Origin of the sequence: Faecalibacterium sp. HTF-F, from assembly GCF_023347535.1 — a bacterium.
In the GTDB taxonomy this organism is placed as follows: domain Bacteria; phylum Bacillota; class Clostridia; order Oscillospirales; family Ruminococcaceae; genus Faecalibacterium; species Faecalibacterium wellingii.
In genome coordinates this window covers 1,027,926-1,053,138 of the sequence record NZ_CP094473.1, presented here as the reverse complement: position 1 = coordinate 1,053,138, position 25,213 = coordinate 1,027,926, and the positions used below count along the sequence as shown (strand labels likewise).

Below are 25,213 nucleotides of genomic sequence, written 5' to 3'. Positions count from 1 at the left end.
AATGACCCGCGAGGGGGCTGTCGAGGTAAACGCCGCCACCGGGAAAAAGAAACGTATCAGCAAGCGGATAAGGGACGCGGACTTTGCAAAGACCGAAGCACCGCAGCCGCCGGAACAGGCAGCGCAGACCATACCGGGCGGCGCAGCTCCCGCGCCCACAGCCGCCGCGCCGCCGCTTCCCCATGCGCCGGGGGCAGAACGGGAACAGGACACCGCCGCAGCCGAGCGCGTCTTGGAGCGTATCGACGGGGCGCGTACCAGAAAGGCGAGCAAAAAGGCGGCGAGGAAAGCACAGGCAGAAGCCACAGCAAAAGAAAAATCTTCCCGCTTGCAGTTTACCGACGAGGAACGGGCAACGCCGGAGCTTGAAAGGTATATCCGAAAATCGGACAAAGCAGCCGACCGTCTGGACGCGGCAAAGGCGGCTATCCCCAAAGAAAAGAAACTTGTACGGGAGCGCACCTTTGATGAAGCCACCGGGAAAGGCAAGACCCGCCTACATTTTGAGGAACAGGAAAAGCCCATAGGAAGGAATAAGCCCCACAATAACCCGCTATCCCGCCCCGCACAGGAAGCGGGTATTTTCGTCCACAACAAGATACATTCCGTTGAAAAGGACAATTCCGGCGTTGAGGGGGCGCACAAATCCGAAGAACTGGCAGAGCGCGGCGCAAAGTACGGGACGCGGAAAGTCAAGGAGGGCTACCGCAGCCACAAGCTCAAACCCTACCGGGCGGCGGCAAAGGCAGAGAAAGCGGCGTTCAAGGCGAATGTGGATTTCCAGTACCATAAATCCCTACATGACAATCCGCAGATTGCGGGCAATCCCCTTTCCCGCTTCATGCAGAAGCAGCAAATCAAGCGGCAGTATGCAAAGTCGGCAAGGAAAGGCGGCGCAAAAACGGCGCAGAAAGCCGCAGAGAACACCCGCAAGGCGGCAAAAAAGACCGCCGAGGAAACAAAAAAGGCAATCGCTTTTGTAGGGCGGCACCCGGCGGGCGTATGTATCGCCGTTGCCGCGCTGCTCTTATTCATCATGGTATCGGCGGGGCTTTCCTCTTGCGGCTCCATGTTCTCCGGCTTGATGAACGGCATACTTGGGACTTCCTACACGTCGGAGGACAGCGACCTTGTGGCGACGGAAAATAATTACGCCGCAAAGGAAAACGAGCTTCAGCAGCAGATTGACAATATCGAAAGCACCCACCCCGGCTATGACGAATACCGCTATGACCTTGACAGTATCGGGCATAACCCCCATGAGTTAGCGTCCTACCTCACCGCCCTTTTACAGACCTACACCCCGCAGAGCGCACAGGCAGAACTAAACCGCGTCTTTGCCATGCAGTACACTTTGACGCTGACGGAAGAAACGGAAATCCGCTACCGCACAGAAACAAGCACAGACCCGGAAACAGGGGAAACGACCAGCGAGGAAGTACCCTACGAGTACCATATCCTCAACGTGAAGCTGACGAACAAGCCCATTTCCGAGATTGCGGAGGAACTTCTAACGCCACAGCAGCTTGAAATGTACCGCGTCTATCTGGAAACAAGCGGAAACAAGCCGCTGATTTTCGGCGGCGGCTCCCCCGATATGGGCGCGTCCGAGGATTTAAGCGGCGTACAGCTTGTAAACGGCACACGCCCCGGCAACACCGCCGTTGTAGACCTTGCGAAGCGGCAAGTCGGCAACGTAGGCGGGCGACCCTTTTGGAGCTGGTACGGATTTAACAGCCGCGTGGAATGGTGCGCCTGTTTTGTTTCATGGTGCTACAATCAAGCCGGGAAAAGCGAGCCGCGCTTTGCCGGGTGCCAGTCACAGGGCGTACCCTGGTTCCAGTCACGCGGGCAATGGGGCGCGAGGGGCTATGAGAATATCGCCCCCGGCGACGCTATCTTTTTCGACTGGGACGGGGACGGGAGCGCAGACCATGTAGGGCTTGTTATCGGGACGGACGGGGAGCGCGTCTATACCGTCGAGGGCAATTCCGGCGACGCCTGCAAGATAAAGAGCTACCCCGTCAATTACTCCTGTATCAAGGGCTACGGCTTAATGAATTGGAACTGACAACAAAAAAATGAAAATCTGAAAGGAGAAATTTATTGATGGCTATGAACAAAATTGAACGTATCGACAAGGAGATTGCAAAGACCCGCGAGAAAATCACCGAGTACCAGAATAAATTAAGGGGGCTTGAAGCGCAGAAAACCGAAGCGGAAAACCTGCAAATCGTACAGCTTGTGCGCTCCATGCGCCTTTCCCCGCATGAGCTTTCCGCTATGCTTTCCGGGGGCGGTATTCCGGGCATGGAAGCCGCGCCGGGCTACCCCGCAGAACCCGCAGACCACGACACCGAAGAAATGGAGGACACCGAGAATGAATAAGAAAATCCTTAGAACACTGACCGCACTTTGCGCCGCCCTTATGCTTTCGGGCGGCTTTTCCGTCACCGCTTTTGCACAGACCCCGGAGGGAGAGGACGACACCAACGACAGCGGCGTTGTCTACGAGGAACCCCAAAAGGAAGAACCCCTTACCCCGGACGGGAACGCGACCCTTGTAGACGATTTCGGCGGCAACAAGCAGCTTATCACCGTAACGACCAAAAACGGCAATTACTTTTATATCCTCATTGACCGGGACGACGAGGGCGAGAACACCGTACATTTCCTTAATCAAGTGGACGAAGCCGACCTCTTAGCACTTATGGAGGACGGAAGCACCGAAGCAGCCCCGCCCGCCGTTTGCAGTTGCACCGAAAAATGCGAAGCCGGAAAGGTAAATGTGAGCTGCCCCGTCTGCAAGGACAACATGACCGCTTGCAGCGGCAAGGAAGCAGAGCCGGAAACCGAGGAACCGCCGGAGCTGCCCAAAGAGAAAGGCAATGCGGGCGGGCTTGTGCTTTTCCTTGTCGTGGCACTTCTTGGCGGCGGGGGCGCGTTCTATTATTTTAAGTTTATGAAGCCGAAGCAAAACGTCAAGGGCGGCACCGACCTTGAAGATTTCGATTTTGACGACTACGACGAGGACGAGCCGGACGAGGGGGACGGGCTTTCTGATGAAGAACAGGAGGACGAGGAAGCATGACCCTGTTTACCGACAATCCCTTTGAAAAGATGATGATACAAAGACCGGGCGGGCGGCGTGACAATGCGCCGCCCGTTCCCCATTCCCCGGCTTGCGCTTCCTGTCCGTACAAAGGGCAGCTCCCTTGTGTGGGCTACTGTCTGAAACAGGTACAGGAGAAAAAGGCAAGTGAGCCGGAACGCTGAAAATGGACTTTTAATTTTCGTTTGCAACATCTATGAGATTTTCGTAATGCAAAAGTGTTATGTTATTTTCATTTTGCAGTTGGAGCTTTCTATCACGAATATTCTCAAAATCTTTACGGAGTCCGGCTATCACAGCATAGTAGATTTGATAAGGGCAATATTTGTATAATTGTCTGGGTAACTTTGTATTGGAGAATGAGTGCTTTTCCAATTCTGCTACAATTACATTCCAATTTGCAGCAATATACATTTGCCAATCCCTAACCTGTTCAATCCCTTTATTGATTACTTCCCCGAAACGAGTACCTTTTTCTTTTGTTATCCGCCCGTTGGGAGCTTCTAATTCCACAAAGACAAATTGATAACCGTCTGAACTATTACCTATGAGCAGATAATCAGCCACATAAGCCGACCCGATTTTGAACTCTGGAAAGATATAATTATCGTCATGGTGTCCTGTTCTGTAATAATGCCGTAATAAGCCAAACAAATAATTCCATGCACGATTAGAAGCTATCCAATTTAGTATAGCTCTTTCTGTTGTATCGGAAGAAGTAATCAGTTGATAAAACTCTTTTGTCGTATCATATATAGGTGTGAACCTTGAATAATGGTTGTTGGGAAATAGCGAAGTAGCACACTCAATAAAGTAATCCATTTCTTTGTTTTTACCGCGCCTGTAATGCCCGCCACGTTTTTTATTCATTGCTTCTTCCTGTTCATCAGTAGGAGCAAAAACATCGAAAGTATGTATTGATTTCATATTGTCACCTGTTTCTTATAGTAATGCTTAAAGTATAAACCAATTTCAAACCTAAAACAACCGAAAGGAGAACAGAAAATGAAACTGATTATTGCAGAAAAGCCGAGCGTGGCGCAGACTATCGCCGCCGCGCTTGGCGTTAAGGAAAAGAAAGACGGATATATCGAGGGCGGCGGCTGCCTCATTTCATGGTGCGTCGGGCATTTGGTACAGCTTGCGGAAGCTGCCGCCTACGGGGAGCAATATAAAAAATGGAGTTTTGAGAGCTTACCCATTCTGCCGGAGGAATGGCAGTACGCCGTTGACCCGGACAAGGGGAAGCAATTCAAAACCCTAAAAGAGCTTATGCACCGCGCCGACGTTTCCGAAGTGGTAAATGCGTGTGACGCGGGGCGCGAGGGAGAATTGATTTTCCGCTTTGTCTACGAAGCGGCGGGCTGCAAGAAGCCCATGCGCCGCTTGTGGATTTCCTCAATGGAGGACGGGGCAATCAAGGCGGGCTTTGCTTCCCTCAAAGACGGGCAGGAATACGACGCGCTCTTTGCGTCTGCCCTCTGCCGCGCAAAGGCTGACTGGCTTATCGGCATTAACGCCACCCGGCTTTTCTCCTGCCTGTATGGAAAGACCTTGAACGTGGGGCGCGTCCAGACCCCGACCTTAAAAATGCTCACCGACCGGGACGCGGCTATCTCCCATTTCCAGAAAGAAAAATATTATCATGTGCGCCTTGATTTATCCGGCGCGGAAGCGGCAAGCGGGAGGATTTCCGACAAGGCAGAAGCCGACGCGCTGAAAGGGGCTTGCGAAGCGGAAACGGCGGTATGCGTTTCCCTCACCAGAGAGAAGAAAACCGCAGCCCCGCCGAAGCTCTTTGACCTTACCTCTTTGCAGCGGGAAGCGAACCGCATTTTCGGCTACACCGCGAAGCAGACCCTTGACCTTGCACAATCCCTTTATGAAAAGCGGCTCCTTACTTATCCGAGGACGGACAGCAGCTTTCTTACTGACGACATGGGCGGCACCGCAGCGGGCATTATCGCGCTGCTTTGCGAAAAACTCCCCTTTATGGCGGGCGCGGACTTCACGCCGGAGGTTGTAAAGGTATTAGACAGTAAAAAAGTATCAGACCACCACGCAATCATTCCCACTATGGAGCTTGCAAAGGCTGACCCGGACGCGCTGCCGGAAAGCGAGAAGAATATCCTTACCCTTGCGGGGGCGCGTCTGCTTTTTGCCACCGCCGAGCCGCATATTTATGAAGCGGTTACGGCGGTTTTCTCATGCGCCGGGACAGACTTCACCGCAAGGGGAAAGACCGTACTTGCGGAGGGTTGGAAAGAGCTTCAACGCAGATACCGGGCGACGCTGAAAGATAAGCCCGAAGCGGAGGACGGGGAAAATGCAGACGTGACGCTGCCGAAGCTTTCCGAGGGACAGGGCTTTCCTAACCCCGCCGCAAAAGTAACGGAGCATACCACAACGCCGCCGAAGCCCCACAGCGAAGCAAGCCTTTTGTCGGCTATGGAACGCGCCGGGAACGGGGACACCGACCCGGACGCGGAACGCCGGGGGCTTGGCACTCCCGCCACCCGCGCCGCCGTCATTGAAAAACTGGTAAAGGGCGGCTTTGCGGAGCGCAAGGGGAAGCAGCTTATCCCTACCAAAAACGGGAACAGCCTTATCTGTATTCTGCCGGATATACTCACTTCCCCACAGCTTACCGCAGAATGGGAAAACAATCTGACGCAGATAGCAAAGGGAGCCGCAGACCCCGGCGAATTTCTGTCCGGCATTGAAGCTATGGCGCGGGAGCTTGTGCAGACACACGCCGCAGCACTGGACGGGAAAAAGGATTTGTTCCGGGAGGAAAAGCCCTCTGTCGGCAAATGCCCCCGTTGCGGTTCCCCCGTCCATGAGGGGAAGAAAAACTATTATTGCAGCAACAAAGAATGTGCCTTTGTCATGTGGAAGAATGACCGCTTTTTCGAGGAACGCAAGACCGCTTTTTCCGCGAAGATTGCCGCCGCGCTCCTTAAATCCGGCAAGGCGAATGTGAAGAAGCTCTACTCCCCGAAAACAGGCAAGACCTACGACGGAACTATCGTTCTGGCTGACACTGGCGGGAAATACGTCAACTACCGTATCGAAGTGCAGAAGAACTAAAAACTTGAATAGCAAGCATAGGAAGCGGGTACCCACTTCCGTAAATCCCCGTTGCGACGCTGACGCGCCGGACGGGGATTTTGCTTGTTGGGAAGTTTCCCAAACCCTCTTTTGCGGAGGGCTTCACCCTCTAAAAATTTTCAAAAATATTTGGCAGAAATGCGGGCGTACCCGTAGTAGACCATGCAGCCAAAAAATGCAGCTTATGACGCTGCCGCAGAGAAAGGAGGTTTTTCACTATGGCAAGTTTACGGGACACCGTAAAGGACTATCAAGACGAGCTTAGGGACGGTATCGCATGGGTGGCGTTCTGGAAACAGGGGCGTTCATGGAACGCGGAATATTTTCATCTTGATATGGACGATACGCTCTACCCGGAGGACAGGAGCCGGTTAGAGGAAATAAAAAGCATTGACCCCGCCGCCGTTATCTTAAACGGCTACTATTGCGGGCATTTAGGCGAGGACATGAGCCTTGACGAGCTGACCGCCGGAGTGCGTTACCACTACGAAAACAGCATGAACGACATTGACGGTTTTATCGGAGCGCATGACGACAGGCTTCCCCCGGAGGTTATCGAGGAAGCGAGGGCAGCCGCCCATGAAGCGGGGCTTCCCTTTTCCGAAAAGCCCTACCGGGACGGGGAGGATTTTAACCCCTATGTATTTGACGGGAGCATGAGCATTGAGGATTTTGAGCTTATGCACCGCATGATTGAAAAAGAAAGGAGCGAACAAATGGCAGAACCGATTTTAAGCGGCTATCTTTCCAATCTTGGGAAGTACACCGAGGGCAGACCCGCGGGCGAATGGGTGACATTCCCCACGACTGCCGAACATCTGAAAGAAGTCTTTGACCGTATCGGGATTGACTTCAAGCACTATGAGGAATGGCATTTCACAGAATTTCAATCCACTATCCCCGGCTTGACGGAGCATTTAAGCGAGTATTCCCACCCCGACGAGCTGAACTATTTAGGGAAGCTCTTGGAAATGCAGTTTGACGACGACCGGGAGAAATTCATTGCAGCCATTGAATACGGCGACCATGCCGACAGCTTACAGGACATTATCAACCTTGCACAGAACCTTGACTGCTACTGGATTTATCCGTCCGTCCACAATGAAGAAGAATACGGGCGTTATCTGGTTGATGAACTGGAAGAACCGGAACTTCCCGAAGAAGCGAAAAAGTATTTCATGTATGAGGAATACGGGCGGGACGCTTCCATTAACGACGACGGTATGTTTACCGAAAAGGGCTATATCTACAACAACCGCAACACCTTTACAGAATGGTACGACGGGCGCGACGTGCCGGAGGAATACCGGGTAACGCCGCAGCCCCCGCAGCCGGAAAGACCCGACCCGTCAAAGGTAGAAATGGACGCAGCCGCGCCGGGGCAGAGAACGGCGCAGACCGCAGAGCAGCCACAGGAGCCGCGCCCGGTTATCCCTATCGTGCTGACGAGCGAGAAGCCCGCCGAAAAGCTCAAAGAGATTACCGACCGTCTGGAACAGGGTATTGCGGAACTCTTTGACAGCGAGCGTTACCGGGAATATCTGAAAGTCATGTCAAAATTCCATAATTACAGCTTCCGAAACACCGTCCTTATCGCCATGCAGAAGCCGGACGCTTCCCTTGTGGCGGGCTTTTCCGCTTGGAAGAACAACTTTGAACGAAACGTGATGAAAGGGCAAAAGGGAATTAAAATCATTGCTCCGTCACCCTATAAAATCAAACAGGAAATGCAGAAAATCGACCCGCACACGCAGAAGCCCGTTATCGGCAAGGACGGGAAGCCCGTCACCGAGGAAAAGGAAGTCACCATACCCGCCTACAAGGTGGTATCCGTCTTTGACGTTTCCCAGACCGAGGGAAAGGAGCTGCCGGACATTGCGGTTGACGAGCTGACAGGCGACGTTGACCGCTACAAGGATTTTTTCGCAGCCCTTGAAAAGACTTCCCCCGTTCCTATCGCCTTTGAGAATATCGAGGGCGGCTCTCATGGCTACTACCACTTGGAGGACAAGCGCATTGCTATCAACGAGGGCATGAGCGAATTACAGACCTTAAAGACCGCTATTCACGAAATCGCCCATGCGAAGCTGCACGACATTGACCTCAACGCGCCAAAGGACGAGCAGCAGCCCCACGTTGACCGCCGCACCCGCGAAGTCGAAGCGGAAAGCGTCGCCTATACTGTCTGCCAACATTACGGGCTTGACACGTCGGACTACTCTTTCGGCTATGTCGCCGGGTGGAGCAGCGGGCGGGAGCTGTCCGAGCTGAAAAGCTCCCTTGAAACGATACGCAGCGCAGCCGCCGAGATTATCAATTCCATAGACGAGAACTTAGCGGAGCTGCAAAAGGCACAGGACAAGGAGCAGACCGCCGGACAGGAGCAGCCCACCAGAGAGGGACAGGAAGCCGCGCCGGAGAAGCCGGATCCGGAAGCAGCCGCACCGGGAAAATCCGGCGCACAGGAAAAAGCGGGCGCAGCCCCGAAAGAAGCCTTTACCCCGGAAACGATTTACAGAGTGCGCCGGAACCCTTACAGCGACAGCCGGGAAAACAGCTACCTCTTGCAAGCCTATGTGACACAGGAGAACGGGCGGGCGAAAATGGGCGACGTGCTTTATACGGGAACGCCGGAGAAATGCCGCGAGCTTATGGGGCAGCTCAAAAGCGGCGAGCTGACCGAGGGCGACGTGAAGCAGCTTTACGCAAAGGCACAGGAAACGGCGCAGACCGCCGGACAGGACAAAGACACCTTTTCCATTTACCAGATAAAGGGCGGGGACGAAACAAGGGATTTCCGCTTTGAGCCATACGACCGCCTGCAGGCGGCGGGAAATGTGGTTGACAGGGCGAACTATGAGCTTGTCTATTCCGCGCCCCTTGCGCCGGAAACTTCCCTTGAAGATATTTACACCTGTTTCAATATCGACCACCCCAAAGATTTTAAGGGACACAGCCTTTCCGTTTCCGACGTGGTAGTGCTTCATCAGGACGGACAGGACGCGGCGCATTTCGTTGACAGTGTAGGTTTTCGGGAAGTGCCGGAGTTTTTACAGGAGCAAAAGCAGCTTACCCCGGACGACTTGGAAACGGGCGAAACTGTCAAGACACCGAGGGGGACTTTCCATGTGACCGCCATGAGCCGGGAGCAGATAGAAGCCGCCGGATATGGCTTTCACCACCAGTCGGACGACGGAAAGTATCTGATTATGGGGAATGGGACGCGGGCGTTTGCCGTTGCCGCAGAACAGGCGCAGCGGGACAATCCCTTGAAAACCGCCGAGCAGACCACAGAGCAGAACGGGAACATGATTGACGGTATCATCAACAACACCCCCACCGTTGACGAACTGGAAGCAAAGGTAAAGGCGGGCGAGCAGATTTCCCTTGTTGACCTGGCTAACGCTGTCAAAGCCGACAAGGAGCGCGGCAAGGGAGCGAAGCCGGAAAAGAAACCCTCTATCCGGGCGCAGCTTAGAGCCGACAAGGAAAAGGCACAGAAGAAAAACGCAAAGCAGAAGTCACAGGACTTGGAAAGGAGCTGACCCATGCCGGAACAGAGCAAATTTGAAAACATGGATTTGTTTGCTTCCCTTGAAGCGATTATGAAGCAGAACACAGGCTTTTACCAGAGCGACTTAGACATTGACAAAGAGATTATCGCAAAGGCGGCGGCAAGCCCCCACAGGGAGGACAAAACACTTTTGTGGTTCTGCCGCCCGTCCGGGACGCACTGTTTCCGGGAGCGCGACGTTTTCCTCAAAGACACCGCGCCCCACAACACATGGCGTTTCTACATGGAGCAGACAAGCGACCGCGTTCTTGCCTATGCAATCGAGCTGACGGGAAAGGAGCGCGGGAAAATCAAGGGCAATCTGTACGAACTGGACTACTCTAAACATTATGAGCGCGTCAAGGAAAAGGAGCTGCCCGCCGATACGGTGAAGCTGATTTATGAGCATGGGGAAAGGGTACAGGAAGCCGGGAGATATTTTGACGGAACCCCAGACCCGCAGCTTGGGAAATTTGAACGCTTTGAAGCCGTACCCAACGACCCGGACGCGCTGCAATCGCTCTTACAGGAAGAACGGCGCAGCCGGGAGCAGCTTTCGCCGGGGGATTTCAAGGCGCATATTGCCGCTTTGCGGGACGGGCTGATTGAAACGGAAGCGCGGCGCATTGTGCGGGAAATGAAGCGGCATTACGAGCCGAACAGCCCGAACAAGACCCATTTCATGGCAGAGCTTTCCCCGGCGTTCATGCGGCTTGCAGCCACAAAGGACACTGACCGCCTTTTCTCCATGCTGCCCTACAAGACCCTTTCCTTTTCCAAAATCGAGGGCAGACATGGGACGTATGCGCTGATTGACAAGGGGGAGAACCGGGACAGGGAGATAAGGAAGCCCCGCCCCTCTATCCGGGCGCAGCTTAAAGCAGACAAGGCAAAGACCGCCCCGAAAAAGGCGGCGGCAAAAACAAAAAATCACGATATGGAGGTATGAGCATGATTAGACTGACTGTTGAAGAAACAAACCTTTTGAGCATTTACAACGAGGGCGGCAAGCGGGCTTTGATTGAGAATGTCAACGCCGCGCTGCCCTACATGGACGCGGATATGCGGGAGCTTGCAAAGCGCACCCTTTCCAAAGTGGACGCTTTGACCGAAGCGGAATTTGCAGAGCTTCCCATTTACGCCGCTGATGAAGTATGAACGGGGTTAAGCGGCTGACGCCGCCCCAGAGCCGGAAAGTCAACGCCCTTGTGCGCCGGACGTGCTGCAATTATGATAACGGGAACTGTATCTTACTGGACGACGGGGACGAGTGCGTATGTCCGCAGCTCATTTCCTATTCGCTTCTCTGCAAGTGGTTCCGGGTTGCGGTGCTTCCCGCCGACAGGCTGCTTTATGCGGAGCTTTACCAGACAGGGGATAAGAAGAAATGTACCGAGTGCGGCGCGTTCTTTGCGTCAACCTCTAACAGTGTCAAATACTGCCCCGTCTGCCGGAAACGTATCACCCGCAGACAAGCCGCCGAGCGCATGAGGAAAAGACGCGCCCCTGTTACGCAGTAGGCGCGGAAAATCCCTTGATTTACAGGGCTTTCCGGGCGTGAAAATCGGATAGGCGATACTTTATACCTTTACCCCCAAAAATGGCGTTCTACTGCGTAACATTCACGAAAACAGCACCCATAAAAAGACAGGGCGCGGAAGTCATATACTGGCTTCCGCGCCCTGTTCTTTTTTTGCCTATCTGACATTTCCCTTTTCCATTTCTTCAAGCGGGAACTGCGGGAGGGCTTCTATCAGCTTCTTTGTGATGGACTGGCGCATATCTTCGTTGATTTCCTGTTTCGTGCTTCCGTCCGGCTGTCTGACCGCTACCGTCGATAGCCTGTCGATTTCGTCCTTGTAGCACTCCACGACTTTCTCCACCGCCCATTTTTCCCCGGCAACGGCGGCGCGTATGGTTTCATATTCCGGCATTTTCTGGTTTTCCATGCTCAACGCTCCTCTGCTTTTTGATAGCCCTATCATAGCACAGCGGCGGGGATTTTGCTATCCTTATCCGCGCTCTGTTCCCTTTTCCCGTTCCGGCTGCCTGTCTGCCTGTAAAATGCTGTCAATGTTCTGCTTGATAATATCGTATTCCCGGACTTTCTTTTTCAGCTTCCCATAGTCGGCATAAAGGGCTTCTTTCTGCGCTTGGAGGGCTTCATATTCCGATTGCAGCGCGGCAAGGTTCGGGAGCTTTGCAATGCCCGCCGCTTTCAGCGACCTTGCGGCGGCTTCATGTAGGATAATCGCCTGTTCCTGTCCGGCGCGGTACTTCTCCCTGTTCCTTGCCTTGCGGTATGCGTCATAGACGGGCTTTGTCTTTTGGTAGGTGGAAACATTCTTGATAAGCACCGCCATGTCCGCAAGCCGCTTTTCCGCGTCCTTCAATGCGTCTGCCGCCTGTCCGCTTTCCGCTGCCATTTCTTCAATCCGGCTGACTAAATCCGCGTACTGTTCAATCTTATGTTCCGTCAAGAAATTCATGGTCTTTGCTGCCTGTTTCAGATTGTGGATTTTCGCCCACTGTTCATAGCCCTTACTCTGCGCCGCCTTGATACTGTTCTCAATGTCGATAAGCAGCGAAACGCCGCGCTGCTCTCTGGGGGCTTTCGCCGCCTTTGCCCGTCTGCCCGCTATCCGTTCCCTTATGGCTTCCTCTGTATAATCCGCGCCGAGGGTTTTAAGACGGGTGAAGCGTTCCTGTCCGGGGGCGCGGCATGACACATATTTCCCCGGCTTTATCTCATAGCCCGCCGCCTGTAACCGCTGCAACAATTCCTCAAAACTGGAAACTTGGGGGATAAGCGCGTCAACGGCAATCTTTAGCTTGCCTTTCCAACTTGTACCCGTCTTTTCTGCCTGGTACTCCGCATAGCTCTTTCCCTTGCTGCCCTTGCCGGGAACGACGACGGACAAGCCATTTTCCCGACACAGCTTGTCGCTCATGTTCCGTATGCCGTAATAGCTCCTTTTGTTGGAATTATATTTGCGGTGGTCTACGAAATTTACGGCGCAGAAAATAATGTGATTGTGGACGTGTCCTTTGTCAATGTGCGTCGTGAGTACATATTCATGCTGCCCCTTTGTTACCGCGTCGGCAAGCTGCTTTCCGATTTCATGGGCTTTCTGATAATCGACTTCCCCCGGCTCAAAGGACTGTATCAGATGAAAGGCTAAATTGTTCCCCTTTTGGAGTGCTTGGGACAAGGTATATTCAAATTCAATATCTGCCGTTTCATAGGAGCAGCCGAAAGAGGACACAAGCATTTTTCCGTCCGTCTTGTCCGGGTTTTCGATATAGTCAAGGGCTTTGCTTAGAGTGCTTTTAATAGGCTTAATCTTTGTAACCGCCATATCTCCGCAAGCACCCCCTTTATTTCCTCTATGTCCTCTTGGTATGCGTTCCCCGTCGCGTTTACGCGGCGTGCTATCTGGTTGACGTTGACACCGATTTTCTGTATCTCTGCGGTCATTGCCTTTATATCGGCATGGTCTATCTGAATGATATACCCGTCAATGGCAATCTTCCGCAGATATGCCGCCATGTTCCGGGTGGGTACGAGCTTCATTTTTTCCAGTATTAAATCCCGTTCCGCTTCCGTCACTCTGAATTTGATTTGCACCGTTCTTTTGCGTCCGTTCATGTATTCGCTCCTTTCCTTTCCGTTCCGAGGGTTTGGGACACTTCCCAACAAGCAATTTTCAACCGACGCGCCGCAGCGCGGGAGGGGAAAATACGGAAGTGGGTACCCGCTTCCTATGCTTGCTACGAATGTTTTTATCCCTTATGCCTTACTACGGAGCTATGCCCGGTTTTGCCAAACTTCCGCAAAAGAAAAACGCTGCAATCCTCAAAAAAAGATTACAACGCTCTCTAAACCTTATTCAATTCTGACGGACACTTCTTATCTGCCCTCTGTTTCGACTTCCGCTATCTCCTTTGCCGTTGCGCTCACAATCCGTATGCCTGTATCGCTCATACCGTCAAGAAGCGCGTCAAGCTGCCGCCGCTGCGTGTTCTTCTCTGGCGGCGTTTCCAAAAGAAACTGGTCTACGGATATATTGTAGCGGAGCATAAGCTCAAAGAAAATCTGTAAACTTGGGTGCTGCCCCTTGTTCTCAATGTTCGCAAGGTAGCGCGGCGAGATAAACATTTCGTCGCTCACTTTCTTGCGGCTCTCCTTGCGCCCTGTCCGCGCCGCCTTTATCGCTGCCCCAAAAGCCTTGAAATCGTATTTCGGTACTGGTCTTTTTGCCATAGTTATTCACCCTGTTACATTTTACTGTTCCCCTTTCTTCTTGGATATGTCTACACAATTCAATCAGTTAGCCAAAATAATTCATATGTATATGTTGACAATTAGCCGCTTTTTTTGTATAGTATTATTAAAAGGGGGAAATGTTTATGTTACATAGCATGCGTATTCGATAAGCATTGAAATCAAAAAAGATTTTTCCCATTTTCAATATGGGCTTTTTTGTCATGCTTATTTTGCGTATGCTATACAACAAAACTAACGATGTATAGACATAGTATAAAAACTATGCCTTAATTTTGTTGTAGTGTTATATGTATAAATGCAGGTCAATGCTCATGTTGAGAATTGACCTGTATTTTTTTGCACAAAAGGAGAAATATTATGCTTGAAAAATATTGGATAAAATGTCCAATTTGTAACGGAAAGACGAGGGTTCAAGTATTTTATAATACGGTATTAAGAAATTTTCCTCTTTTCTGCCCTAAATGTAAATTAACACATATCATTGATGTTGAAAAATTAGAAATCATAATCAAAAACTCTGAAAAACAAAAGGAAGGATATTAAATGAAACACTTACCTAAAAGTACACTTACGGAAATATTGAATGACCCATACGGATTTACTTACAAAGAAATGTCGGAAGTAATTGGAGAGGATAAAGCAAGAGCCTTATATGCGGAATTGTATAAACAGCCATTTCACAAAAAAAATCTATCAATATCAACAAAAAAAGTCTATAAAAGTAGCGATACTGAAAAGTATGTTTATGAATTGAAAGACAACAGGTATATCGAAACGGTTTTTATTAAACGGCGAGATGGTGGGACTGTTTGCGTAAGTACGCAAGTTGGTTGTTCTGTTGGCTGTATTTTTTGTGAGTCCGGACGCAATGGTTTCGTTCGTAATCTAACACCATCTGAAATTGTGCAACAGGTCATATTGATACGTCAAAAAGTAAATCGTATCGTTTTTATGGGAATGGGAGAACCTTTATTCAATTACGACAACTTGATTGCAGCAATCCATATTCTTCGAGATAGAAATGGACTTAACTTTCCAACCGACGGCATTACCGTATCAACAGTTGGTCCAGTTAATCAATTAAAAAAATTGCGCGAAGAACATCTAAAAATTCAGTTGACAATATCTTTACATGCAGCAACACAGGCTGCGAGAAACTGCATCATTCCTCATATGCACATGTACGCTATTGAAGATGTTGTTAAGCAAGCATTGTCCTATTCACAAAGGCATAATCGAAAAGTGGTATTTGCGTATTTGCTTTTACCAGGTATAAATGACCGTTCCTCAGATATAAGGCAACTTGCAAAATGGTTTAAGGGCAAAAATGTTATGATTAACGTGCTGCAATACAACCCGACGAGTAATTCAAAAATTAGAGCACCACAAAAACAAGAAATGGTTGCGTTCAAACATCAATTAGAGCAAACAGGACTTGAAGTTACCATGAGAGTTTCTCATGGTAGAGAGATTAAAGCAGCTTGTGGACAGTTAGCTAATACATATAATAAAGCCAAAAAACAACAAAAATAATTTAATTAAAAGAGCCAGACGCAGAGCCGATAATATGCAGTTTGAAATACTGCTGTTATCGGCTCTTTTTTGATTTAATTTGTGCCCCCAATAACCATATTGGAGCAAAATCAGAACTGTTGCTTGTCGTTCTTTGATTTCCGCAGCAGCTTTGAAAAACCAAAGCCGCCGTTTCTTTTTATCTTCTAATGAAATGACGCGGTATCACTGTTAAAAGCGGCGGCTAAAAGGAGGTAGCCGCCATGAAGCACATACCATATCGACAAAATCCGACGGTCATTGACACATCAAAAAAAGCCCGACCACCGCCGGGGAAAACTACGTCTATCAATATGAACTGTCTAATCATCTGAATACCGCTTACAATACCTATACGTCTGTCCGGGCTTTTCGGACAGGCGTATTTTGCTGCTCAAAAAATTTTTTGAAAAAAATCCGAAAATCTTCGGCGTTTTTTTCAAAAGGCAGTATTGCCCCGCGAAAAGGGGGAAGCACCACCAACTTTCCAACGAGAAAGGGGGTGAGAATGTGGAACCTAATCGCAGGGAGTTTATAAAACAGTGCGCTTTCCAGAAGTTTTGTAATACGGTACTGCACAATGAAGCGTGTGACGCTCACAAAGAGCTGCACAGGCATAAGGCAAGGGAGATTACCTTTTCCGACTTGACCTTAGAAGAAGCGCGGCAGCTTCATACCTTTGATGAATATTTCAAAGGGGAAATCGCCTTTGAAAGAGCCGGGAAGAAAATCACGCCGAAGCTGCTTCTTGAAGCAATCCGTACTTTGCCGGAAGAAAAGCGCAAAGCCGTACTCCTGTACTATTTCGAGGGAATGAACGACACCGAGATTGCGGAGCTGTTCGATACGTCGAGAAGCACGATACAGTACAGGCGGACAAGCTCTTTTGAGCTGCTAAAAAAATATCTGGAGGAAAATGCTGATGAATGGGACGAATGGTAACGAACCCGGCTACCCGGAAAAAGCCCTTGTTCCCTATCCTGTCATTTTGGCAGCGACAAAGGGCGACCCGGACGCTATGAAGATTGTCTTGCAGCATTTCAGCGGCTACATAGCCCGCCTCTCCATGCGGAAGCTGTACGACGAGCGCGGGAACGTCTATTTTGGCGTAGACCACGACATTCGGGAACGGCTGCAAGCAAAACTGATGATGGCTGTCCTCACCTTTAAGGCAGAGGAATAAACCGCAGCGGCGGGACGCTTTCTCTCTCCCCCTTTTCCGTTCCGCTGCTGACGCGGCAGCAAAGCCATTCTGAACCTTGACAAAGAAAGCGGCGCAAGATAACGGCGGCGCAGCATAGGGCAAATCGGATACGTTCCTTTTGCGCCGAGCCATACGGTGGGTGCGCCATGACGCTATCCGGGTGAGGTTATCCCCGCCCGGACAGCCGAGCGACCAACACCGCGCCGGAAAGCAAGTGTAGCGGCTTGCGGGCGACGACACGCAAAATATACAATGATACTTCCTTACAGCCACAGTCCGAGCGTTAAGAGCGTCGCAGGCAATGGGTAGGGCTGCATGAGAACCATGCCGGGGTGAAATTCCCATGAGGTTATGCTAATAACCGTCCGATTAAAGCCTTTGTTTTCTTGAATAGTGGACTTGCTGCTATTCATAGACTGTATTATATGTTTGCGAAAGAAAGGGGGATTTTCTTTGACGCAAAACCAGACGCCCGTTACCACAACGGAGCATAAAATCGGAAAAGTTACTTACCTTGTATGTTCGTCCGCAAGTGAACGCGCAACGGACACACTGGATAAAAAGATAAAGAAGCTCATTCGCAAGGACATGGAGCTGAACCCCGCAAACGCCCGGAAATAGGGCGTTTCTTCACATTTTATACATGACACAGGCAGCGGTATGTGGTATAATATAGACAGTACAAATACCATGCTTGTCTGTCGTCGGAAAGGAGGACAAAATGTTACAGACAGACAAGATTACCGCTTTATATTGCAGATTGAGCCAGGAAGATATGCAAGCCGGGGAAAGCGAAAGCATACAGAACCAAAAACTGATTTTACAAAAGTATGCTGACGAACACCACTTTTTCAACACACGCTTTTTTGTAGACGACGGATTTTCCGGCGTGAGCTTTGAGCGTGAGGGGCTTCAAGCCATGCTGCATGAGGTTGAAGCCGGGAACGTGGCGACCGTCATAACAAAAGACCTTTCCCGTCTGGGACGTAATTATCTGAAAACCGGCGAACTGATAGAGATTGTTTTCCCCGAATACGAAGTGCGCTACATTGCCATTAACGACGGTGTAGACACAGCGAGGGAAGATAACGAGTTTACCCCTCTGCGGAACTGGTTCAACGAGTTTTACGCCCGCGACACCTCAAAGAAAATCCGGGCTGTCAAACAGGCAAAGGCACAGAAAGGCGAGCGCGTCAACGGCGAAGCTCCTTACGGCTACCTTATCGACCCGGATAACCGCAATCATCTGATACCCGACCCGGAAACGGCACACGTCGTAAAACAGATTTTTGCAATGTATGTACGGGGCGACCGTATGTGTGAAATCCAGAACTGGCTGCGGGACAATGAGATATTGACCGTCGGGGAACTGCGCTACCGCAGGACAGGGAGCAAACGCCACCCCCGCCCACAGCTCAACGCATGGTACAACTGGCCGGATAAGACACTGTACGACATTCTGACAAGGAAAGAGTATTTAGGGCATACCATAACCGGGAAAACCTACAAGGTATCTTATAAGTCGAAAAAGACGAAAAAGAACCCGGAGGAAAAAAGGTATTTCTTCCCCAACACTCACGAACCTTTGATTGATGAAGAAACCTTTGAACTTGCACAGAAGCGGATTGCCACCCGGCAACGCCCGACAAAGGTTGATGAAATTGACCTGTTTTCCGGGCTGCTCTTTTGTGGGGACTGCGGCTACAAAATGTATGCAGTACGCGGAGCCGGGACGCTTGAACGGAAACACGCCTACACTTGCGGCAACTACCGCAACCGGGCAAGAAATGATATGCTCTGCACTACGCATTATATCCGCAAAAGCGTATTGAAAGAACTTGTCCTTGCAGACTTGCAGCGAGTAACGTCTTATGTGAAAGAGCATGAACAGGAGTTTATCGAAACCGCCAACGAGTGCAGCGCAAAGGCAGTACAAAAGACGCTGACACAGCAGCGGAAAGAACTTGACAAGGCGCAGAACCGTATTAACGAGCTGAACATCTTATTCCGCAAGCTCTACGAGGACAACGCTTTAGGGAAACTTTCAGATGAACAATTTGCTTTTCTGACTTCCGGCTATGATGAAGAAAAAAAGACGCTGACCCGGAGGATTGCGGAGCTGTCACAGGAAATCGACAACGCCACCGAGCGCAGCGCGGACGTAAAAAGGTTTGTCGCACTGGTACGCAGATATACAGCGATTGAAGAACTGACCTACGAAAACGTCCATGAATTTATTGACCGTATTCTTATTCACGAACTGGATAAGGAAACGAACACCCGCAAAATCGAAATCTTTTATAGCTTTGTCGGCAGAGTTGATACAGGCGACAAGCCTACTGAAAGTATCTCCTATTTCAGACAGATAGGAGCCGACGTAAAGAGTTATGCTATCTAACATACATCAAAAAGAGGTAAGATAACACCCTCTGCAAAAAAGGTATCGTTATCTTACCTCAACAAAATTGGTTCCCGTGTAACCATCATCTGCATATTCTCCTACCAAATGCAGTTCTGGTCGTTCTGCAACGAAATTCTGAATCAGTTCTCTCTGGTTTCCGATGCTGTTGCTTTCAGCCTTATCTCCGTCCTCGATAGACAATCTCAGATAGGCCGCTGCTCGTATGCCCTTATTCTTTTTTTCCTTATAATAAAACAAAGCCATTAAACCTCCCGTCTCCACGCAATTCGCATGGTAAAATCCAGAAAGTTAATGGCTTTTGATTGCACATATTTACTTAACCCGTCTGTATTCTACCAAGCTGTGGCACAAAAATCAAGCTGTAGCGTACATTTTCAAAAAATCTTTTTTTCAGTGTTTTCCCATGCTCTGCAAGAGGCAGTCCCACAGTTCACTGCCCTCTGGCCGGAACGATTCATACACGGTGATACCCTTAATGATGATTTTTCTGTGATGGTCAGGCTCCGTTCGCTCCTGCTTCACTTTTTCGTCCATTCGCTCTTTCTGCTTCATCGGATCAATCCTCCTTTACTAATAGGAATCCAGAAGGGCATTTTGGAATACAGTTTTTGAAAGAAATTTTAAAAAAACTGAAAAGTGTATTCCAAATAAAGGCTGCGGATTCCTATTTATAGAAGCATCTTTTTAGGGTAAGCCTTCGGATTACGGCAGAAGTCTGGGGCTTTTCTCTCTTAGCGCAAGATTCGCCCATAGTAACTCAAAACTCACTTTCGTGATTTTTCGTTCCTGGCAATCTTGATGGGGATTCCGTTCCCCATTCCCACGGTACGCACAAAATCTTGGATTTTGGCTATCTGGCTCCACACGAATGTGTTCGCAGCCGAACGCCTACGGCTTATCGGGAGTTGCTTCGCAACTATAAAAACGCAGGAGGATCACACTATGGCACGACCCAAAAAGGAAGAAAGTATCAGACGCACCAGCAATGTAATGGTTCGTTTCAGCAGCATTGAATATGAACTGGTGGCCGGATATGCAAAAGATGCTGGTTATCCCATCTCTACTTTTGTGCGCAAGCAGGCTCTATCTGAAAAAGTGACTGTCAACTACAACATCGTTGCCGATATTGGCGAAATTCAGAAGTTGACTGCTCAGGCCGCAGGCATCGGAAACAACCTCAATCAGATTGCCCGCTATTTCCACGGCGGCGGTCTGGCTTCACGCGGAATGTTGGAAGAACTGAAAAAGTGTATTGCGGAAATCCGTGAACTGCGGCAGGAAATCGTTCAGCTTGGAGGTGCGTATCGTGGCAATTCTAAAACACATCGCAAGTAAAAATGCCAATTATGGGAGTGCCATCGACTATCTGAAATACCAGCATGATGAATTTCATCTGGTTCCCGTCCTTGATGAAAACGGGAATATGATGCTCCGGGATGAATTTTATCTTGAGGGATTGAACTGTGATCCTGAAACATTTGACCTTGAATGCGAACTGTTGAATCATGAGTATAACAAGAACAGCACTTACGATGAAATCAAAAGCCACCACTACATTATTAGCCACGACCCGAAAGACAACACTGACCACAACCTGACTGGTGAGTGGGCGCAGGCCATCGGCATGGAATATGCAAAGGCCAATTTTCCGGGGCATCAGGCTTTGGTCTGTACCCACACCGATGGTAAAAACGGCACAGGCAACATTCACACCCACATCATAATCAACAGCCTGCGCAAATTTGATGTTGACCCGCAGCCATTCACCGAGCGGCCTATCGACTGCAAGGCTGGCTACAAGCATCACCTTACCAAAGACTATTTGAAGCACCTTCAGAAATCCCTGATGGATATTTGCCAACGTGAGGGACTGCATCAGGTCGATCTGCTCTCCCCTGCCCCTGACAGAATTTCGCCGCAGGAGTATTACGCCAAACAGCGCGGTCAGCAAAATCTGGACATTGCCAACATGGAGCTTATGATCGAGGGCATCACTCCCATGCACACCACTTTTGAAACGGGCAAAGAAAAAATCCGCAATGCCATTTCGGACATTGCGGAACGTGCTACGTCTTTTGAAGAATTTCAAAGACTGCTGAAAGCGGAATACGGAATTTCAGTAAAAGACCACCGCGGACGATTCAGCTATCTGCCTGCTGACCGACAGAAGTATATCTCTGCCCGTGCGCTAGGTTCCAATTATGACCGCGACAGACTTCTCCGAATTTTTGCAGAAAATGCAAGGACCGCAGAGCAGAATAATCCTCATTGGGCAGTAGACAATCCTATGGCCATCCTGTTCATCAAGTCCGATCTGCGCCTTGTGATTGACTTGCAGACCTGTGTAAAAGCCCAGCAGAGCCGCGCTTATGCGCAGAAAGTCAAGATTTCCAACCTGCAGCAGATGGCCCGGACGATTGCCTATGTGCAGGAACACGGCTATGACTCTTATGAAAAACTTTCAGAAACTGCAGAGGCCATCTATACCAAAATGGCAAAAGCGCGCGGCGATGCAAAGCTCACTGAAAGCAAGCTCCGAAAAACAAACGAGCAGATTCATTACCTTGGTCAGTATCTCTCCACAAAATCCATTTACGGAGAATTTCTAAAAGCCCCGAATAAGAAGATTTTCCGTCAAGCTCACTCGGACGAACTTGCCCAATATGAGGAAGCACTTCAAATTCTGAAGCAGCACTCGTCTGATGGGAAGTTTCCTACCATGAAAGACCTCCGGGCAGAAAAAGAGCAGCTTACGATTCAGAAGGACGCCCAATACGATACTTACCGCTATTTCAAGGATTATCACAAAGAACTCCAGACCGTGTGTGCCAATGTAGACAGCATCCTCGGCGCAGAACAAGAAGTGCAGCAGCACGAACAGCAGCACACGCGAAAATACGAACCGTCCCTCTAACCAGTTTTCAAAGTCCCCTAGAAACAAAAATAGCCAGCGTATCATGTGGTCCACACAATACGCTGGCTATTCGTTTCACTTACTGCTTGTACCGCAGCATACCATTTTTTAGTTCAATAAATTTCCCATCAAAGATTTCCTGCAACACCTGCCTGCATGGTATCCGTTGCAATCTTCTGACCTCAGACGCTTCCATTACGCGGAAAGTGGTTTGGTGATGATCCTGATAAAACGCAATGAGTGATTCAATGTACGGTTCGGCATCGGCAAGTGTCCAGTTTGATTCTTCTTTTAAACGTGAGAATACCGATACCAGACTGATGCACCGAACATCTTCAAAATTTGTGACTCCATTCCGAGCATTTTTGTCATCGGAGCAGAATACATAGATCTGCTCACCAAGCATCACCGACAAGACCTGCAATAACACAAACGACTTGATTTCCCCAAGATTATTTTTCTTACCAACTTCTATATCGAGTCGTTCAAGCTCTTTCAAATAGTCCTCTCTCGATATTACCGTGTAATCAGCCTCTTCCAATGCCCGATAATGTTCCGAAAAGTAATCCTTAGAAAAGGCATCGCAGGCCAATTTTAACATCTGCGTATAAGTCGCACACGCCAGCGGCCCTCGCACAAGTGACAGGCTTTCAAGGATTTCCTGATCCGTGTAGCTTTTTATCTTTTGCGCGCCAATCTTCTCGCTCAACCAGATTGGCGCATCAGCATTATACCGATTAAGCTCTGTTACGATTTGTGCATGACAAAAGAACTCATACTCCGGCAATTCCATGACCCGATCAATCAAATGATTGCCACCATCATCTTGAACAGAGTACGTTTTGGAAATGAAGTCAGTATCCAGCAGTGCGTATCTTTTCACTTCGATCTGACCTCCCTCAATCCAGGCCGTACTCTTTTTTCAGTTGAGTAAGGTAGGCCACATCTTCTTTTTCTCTGGATTCCGTCAGATACTCATGCTGTCTGTTGTACTCAACTTTCTCAAGGAGTGTGCCAAAAGATTCTGTTCCTTTTCCATCGAGCTGCCAGCGTTTTGCCTTACCTGTCAGCGATACTCTTTCCATTACGTCCGCAGAGCCTACCTCCAGCAGCTTTTCAGCCTGCTGATGAGATATGTTTCCACTTTCAAACAAACGAAGTACAACTGCCTTATAGGGCATTGCAAACATATCCATAAGCATCAGGACAGAATCTACTGTAACCAAATCTTTATCAAGCCCATACAGCAGAATCTGCTCATGGAGCAGTTGATCCGGCATCAGAAGCAGCCCTGCAAAGGCATTTGCTTCCAAATCCTCCTGCGTTCTTCCTGTTTCATTCCCTGTTGCCGAATCCAGCATAGAACCATTTTTTATATAGCTCTGGTCTGCATTTTCCACATAGCAGTAGATATGATACAGTTCATGCGCCGCCGCAAAAAATTGCTTACAAAGCGGAAGTGCTGTATTTACGCATACAAAAATCGTATCCTGTTTCAAAAAGGTCAATGCCCATAATTCATCGTCATGGATCGGATAACGAAGCATTTCCAGCGCGATTTCTTTCTTTCTGGCATAGTTCTGTATGACAGCAAAGATATTGTCCTTGATAATGGAATTGCCGACATACTCTGCTGAAAACTGCCTGACGATGGATTGGATTTCATCAAATTTCCTGTTTTGGCTTACAAAGAGGCTATCTTCCAGAACATTGTTCATCACTTATCCTCCCAGGGCTGCTCCATCTTTTTGCCATTCTCGCACACCCTAGTATGGAACAGAATCATATCGGACAGTTCATCCGCAAGTTGGATTCCCTTTCTTGCTTCCTCAGTTTTAACACGCCCCATAAACGCATGGATCACATTCGTGTCCATCGGCTTTTCCGGCATCTTCATCAGAGAATCCATCGACACATGAAGGTATTCAGAAATCTTATGAAGTTCAATCGCGTTGATTGCTCTTGCACCATTCATGATTTTGCTCATTGTCTGCTTGGAGACTCCAATTCCTTCTGCCAGATCAACTTGCTTTTTGTTTTCTTTTTTCAGTTCAGCCTGAATATTGTTTGCAATTATCATATTTACATCCAGCATATAATCGCCTCCTATTCTTGTACTTATATTATACGCTCTCTCGCCAAGAATATCAATCATTTGGAAACTATTTTTAATCCTCGTAATATTTTGTTTCCATTTCGGTTACAAAACAAGAGCGGCGGCTCCTTTTATGGAACCACCACTCTGCGCTGTATCGGATTTTTAACTTTTCCGACTTCTCTCCTGCTGCTGTTGCTGTTGGGGCTGACTTTTCTGTTTTCGCTCTTCCAACTTGATGTGCAGGCGGTCAAGGACCGAAATCCGATTTCCGATGATACGCGGTTTCTTCGGATTATTGTTGACACAGCCATCAATCATGTTGTAATTCTGCTCTGTGCCGGATTCTTTGGCACGTTCTGCAGTGCCATTCTCCAAAAACTTCTGATGATGCAGCAGTTCCGGCTTTTGTTCTCGAAGAAACTTTTCGATTTTCTTCATAACCGAACTATCAAATCCGTAAATCGTCTGCGCCACCAAAACTCCACTGTCATGGAGAACAATGTCCGGTTTTTGCTTTTTTGTCTGTTCACAGACAAGCTGCACAAATCTTTGCTCCTGCACATTCTTTTCGTCAATGACTTTCCATGTATCTGTTTGACCTTCTACCTGATAGCCGCCCTCATTCAAGATCAGATAGCTGCCCTCAGCTTTTGGTGCCAGAAAGCCATTGAACTTTACCAGTGCTTCTTTGTCCACATAGTAAAATGCGGTCTTTCCTGCCGCCGTGATTGCAATAACGTCACTGACACCAAATTTTCTGATTTTGAATTTGTCGGGATTCAGGCTTTCCATGTTTTCACGAATTTTCGCTGGGAACAGACCTTGCGATGCTTTAGCGCAATAGCTGATTTCATAATTGTCCGTTGTTATCATAAAGCCGTGTTCGATCTGATACGCATAACTGCGGCAGCGGTAATCCCGATTTTTCTCAGCATCATTAATCTGGTAGATCATAAACAT

At 49.2% G+C, this 25,213-nt stretch carries 27 protein-coding genes; 16 read left to right on the top strand and 11 right to left on the bottom strand.

Annotated features, from left to right (window positions below):
- Window position 1 precedes the first annotated feature (1 nt).
- The 3 genes from MTP37_RS04955 to MTP37_RS04945 are packed head-to-tail and all read left to right on the top strand — an operon-like array spanning window position 2 to window position 3,091.
- Window positions 2-2,071, top strand: a complete 2,070-nt coding sequence (locus tag MTP37_RS04955; RefSeq protein ID WP_007037045.1) for a C40 family peptidase — start codon at window positions 2-4, stop codon at window positions 2,069-2,071.
- 38 nt (window positions 2,072-2,109) lie between these two features.
- Window positions 2,110-2,388, top strand: coding sequence for a DUF4315 family protein (locus tag MTP37_RS04950; protein WP_004607957.1), 279 nt, complete (start codon window positions 2,110-2,112; stop codon window positions 2,386-2,388).
- Complete coding sequence (locus MTP37_RS04945; protein ID WP_004607958.1) at window positions 2,381-3,091, top strand: DUF4366 domain-containing protein; 711 nt, start codon at window positions 2,381-2,383, stop codon at window positions 3,089-3,091. Before MTP37_RS04950 ends, MTP37_RS04945 begins: the two co-directional genes overlap by 8 nt.
- Window positions 3,092-3,286: 195 nt before the next feature.
- Here the strand turns inward: MTP37_RS04945 and MTP37_RS04935 are convergent, their stop codons facing one another.
- Complete coding sequence (locus MTP37_RS04935) at window positions 3,287-4,039, bottom strand: Shedu anti-phage system protein SduA domain-containing protein (protein ID WP_004607960.1); 753 nt, start codon at window positions 4,037-4,039, stop codon at window positions 3,287-3,289.
- Window positions 4,040-4,117: 78 nt separating this feature from the next.
- Here MTP37_RS04935 and MTP37_RS04930 point away from each other — a divergent pair, with 78 nt between their 5' ends.
- From MTP37_RS04930 to MTP37_RS04910, 5 genes are all read left to right on the top strand, one after another.
- Window positions 4,118-6,202, top strand: a complete 2,085-nt coding sequence (locus MTP37_RS04930; protein WP_007037046.1) for a DNA topoisomerase 3 — start codon at window positions 4,118-4,120, stop codon at window positions 6,200-6,202.
- A gap of 239 nt (window positions 6,203-6,441) precedes the next feature.
- Window positions 6,442-9,768, top strand: a complete 3,327-nt coding sequence (locus tag MTP37_RS04925; RefSeq protein WP_006859298.1) for an antirestriction protein ArdA — start codon at window positions 6,442-6,444, stop codon at window positions 9,766-9,768.
- Between the two features lie 3 nt (window positions 9,769-9,771).
- Window positions 9,772-10,725 carry a hypothetical protein gene (locus MTP37_RS04920; protein WP_002585090.1) on the top strand — a complete coding sequence of 318 codons (954 nt, stop codon included), beginning with the start codon at window positions 9,772-9,774 and terminating at the stop codon, window positions 10,723-10,725.
- A gap of 2 nt (window positions 10,726-10,727) precedes the next feature.
- Window positions 10,728-10,934 (top strand): transposon-transfer assisting family protein, encoded by a 207-nt coding sequence (locus MTP37_RS04915; RefSeq protein WP_002569181.1) that lies wholly within the window; start codon window positions 10,728-10,730, stop codon window positions 10,932-10,934.
- Window positions 10,931-11,296, top strand: coding sequence for a cysteine-rich VLP domain-containing protein (locus tag MTP37_RS04910; RefSeq protein WP_002585089.1), 366 nt, complete (start codon window positions 10,931-10,933; stop codon window positions 11,294-11,296). The genes MTP37_RS04915 and MTP37_RS04910 overlap by 4 nt, the downstream gene beginning before the upstream one ends.
- Before the next feature lie 177 nt (window positions 11,297-11,473).
- Here the strand turns inward: MTP37_RS04910 and MTP37_RS04905 are convergent, their stop codons facing one another.
- The 4 genes from MTP37_RS04905 to MTP37_RS04890 all read right to left on the bottom strand — a co-directional run bounded on the left by MTP37_RS04905 (window position 11,474) and on the right by MTP37_RS04890 (window position 14,040).
- Entirely contained in the window at window positions 11,474-11,725 is a 252-nt protein-coding gene (locus MTP37_RS04905; RefSeq protein ID WP_002585088.1) for a helix-turn-helix domain-containing protein, read from the bottom strand.
- Window positions 11,726-11,788: 63 nt separating this feature from the next.
- Window positions 11,789-13,135, bottom strand: coding sequence for a relaxase/mobilization nuclease domain-containing protein (locus MTP37_RS04900; RefSeq protein WP_002585087.1), 1,347 nt, complete (start codon window positions 13,133-13,135; stop codon window positions 11,789-11,791).
- Complete coding sequence (locus MTP37_RS04895) at window positions 13,096-13,425, bottom strand: plasmid mobilization protein (protein ID WP_002585086.1); 330 nt, start codon at window positions 13,423-13,425, stop codon at window positions 13,096-13,098. The genes MTP37_RS04900 and MTP37_RS04895 overlap by 40 nt, the downstream gene beginning before the upstream one ends.
- 261 nt (window positions 13,426-13,686) lie before the next feature.
- On the bottom strand, window positions 13,687-14,040 hold the full coding sequence (locus tag MTP37_RS04890) for a helix-turn-helix transcriptional regulator (RefSeq protein WP_004607969.1): 354 nt from the start codon (window positions 14,038-14,040) through the stop codon (window positions 13,687-13,689).
- A 381-nt stretch (window positions 14,041-14,421) separates the two neighbouring features.
- On the opposite strand from MTP37_RS04890, the gene MTP37_RS04885 reads away from it, so the two are divergent.
- From MTP37_RS04885 to MTP37_RS04865, 6 genes are all read left to right on the top strand, one after another.
- Entirely contained in the window at window positions 14,422-14,607 is a 186-nt protein-coding gene (locus MTP37_RS04885; RefSeq protein ID WP_004607970.1) for a cysteine-rich KTR domain-containing protein, read from the top strand.
- The gene (gene rlmN / locus MTP37_RS04880; protein ID WP_004607971.1) at window positions 14,608-15,597 is read left to right on the top strand and encodes a 23S rRNA (adenine(2503)-C(2))-methyltransferase RlmN; all 990 of its coding nucleotides are present in this window, start codon (window positions 14,608-14,610) and stop codon (window positions 15,595-15,597) included. It begins immediately after the preceding gene.
- Window positions 15,598-16,125: 528 nt separating this feature from the next.
- Complete coding sequence (locus tag MTP37_RS04875) at window positions 16,126-16,557, top strand: RNA polymerase sigma factor (RefSeq protein WP_009255547.1); 432 nt, start codon at window positions 16,126-16,128, stop codon at window positions 16,555-16,557.
- A complete protein-coding gene (locus tag MTP37_RS04870) occupies window positions 16,538-16,798 on the top strand; it encodes a helix-turn-helix domain-containing protein (protein WP_002590583.1) in 261 nt (86 codons plus the stop codon). Before MTP37_RS04875 ends, MTP37_RS04870 begins: the two co-directional genes overlap by 20 nt.
- Window positions 16,799-17,212: 414 nt before the next feature.
- A complete protein-coding gene (locus tag MTP37_RS13110) occupies window positions 17,213-17,440 on the top strand; it encodes a transposon-encoded TnpW family protein (RefSeq protein WP_004607973.1) in 228 nt (75 codons plus the stop codon).
- Window positions 17,441-17,540: 100 nt separating this feature from the next.
- Window positions 17,541-19,217: a recombinase family protein gene (locus MTP37_RS04865; protein ID WP_002569190.1), complete on the top strand. Its 1,677-nt coding sequence runs from the start codon at window positions 17,541-17,543 to the stop codon at window positions 19,215-19,217.
- Between the two features lie 48 nt (window positions 19,218-19,265).
- On the opposite strand, the gene MTP37_RS04860 is transcribed toward MTP37_RS04865, so the two are convergent.
- Both MTP37_RS04860 and MTP37_RS04855 read right to left on the bottom strand, forming a co-directional pair.
- A complete protein-coding gene (locus MTP37_RS04860) occupies window positions 19,266-19,484 on the bottom strand; it encodes a recombinase family protein (protein WP_249238428.1) in 219 nt (72 codons plus the stop codon).
- 147 nt (window positions 19,485-19,631) lie between these two features.
- Window positions 19,632-19,793 carry a hypothetical protein gene (locus MTP37_RS04855; RefSeq protein WP_249238427.1) on the bottom strand — a complete coding sequence of 54 codons (162 nt, stop codon included), beginning with the start codon at window positions 19,791-19,793 and terminating at the stop codon, window positions 19,632-19,634.
- Between the two features lie 390 nt (window positions 19,794-20,183).
- On the opposite strand from MTP37_RS04855, the gene MTP37_RS04850 reads away from it, so the two are divergent.
- Together MTP37_RS04850 and MTP37_RS04845 are read left to right on the top strand one after the other, a co-directional pair.
- The gene (locus MTP37_RS04850) at window positions 20,184-20,576 is read left to right on the top strand and encodes a plasmid mobilization protein (protein ID WP_249238426.1); all 393 of its coding nucleotides are present in this window, start codon (window positions 20,184-20,186) and stop codon (window positions 20,574-20,576) included.
- Entirely contained in the window at window positions 20,548-22,155 is a 1,608-nt protein-coding gene (locus MTP37_RS04845; RefSeq protein ID WP_249238425.1) for a relaxase/mobilization nuclease domain-containing protein, read from the top strand. Before MTP37_RS04850 ends, MTP37_RS04845 begins: the two co-directional genes overlap by 29 nt.
- A gap of 79 nt (window positions 22,156-22,234) precedes the next feature.
- On the opposite strand, the gene MTP37_RS04840 is transcribed toward MTP37_RS04845, so the two are convergent.
- The 4 genes from MTP37_RS04840 to MTP37_RS04825 form a co-directional block, all read right to left on the bottom strand.
- Complete coding sequence (locus tag MTP37_RS04840; RefSeq protein WP_249238424.1) at window positions 22,235-23,038, bottom strand: hypothetical protein; 804 nt, start codon at window positions 23,036-23,038, stop codon at window positions 22,235-22,237.
- Between the two features lie 16 nt (window positions 23,039-23,054).
- On the bottom strand, window positions 23,055-23,873 hold the full coding sequence (locus MTP37_RS04835; protein WP_249238423.1) for an ImmA/IrrE family metallo-endopeptidase: 819 nt from the start codon (window positions 23,871-23,873) through the stop codon (window positions 23,055-23,057).
- The gene (locus MTP37_RS04830) at window positions 23,873-24,250 is read right to left on the bottom strand and encodes a helix-turn-helix domain-containing protein (protein ID WP_113998665.1); all 378 of its coding nucleotides are present in this window, start codon (window positions 24,248-24,250) and stop codon (window positions 23,873-23,875) included. Before MTP37_RS04830 ends, MTP37_RS04835 begins: the two co-directional genes overlap by 1 nt.
- 165 nt (window positions 24,251-24,415) lie before the next feature.
- Entirely contained in the window at window positions 24,416-25,207 is a 792-nt protein-coding gene (locus MTP37_RS04825) for a YodL domain-containing protein (RefSeq protein ID WP_249238422.1), read from the bottom strand.
- Window positions 25,208-25,213: the final 6 nt, after the last annotated feature.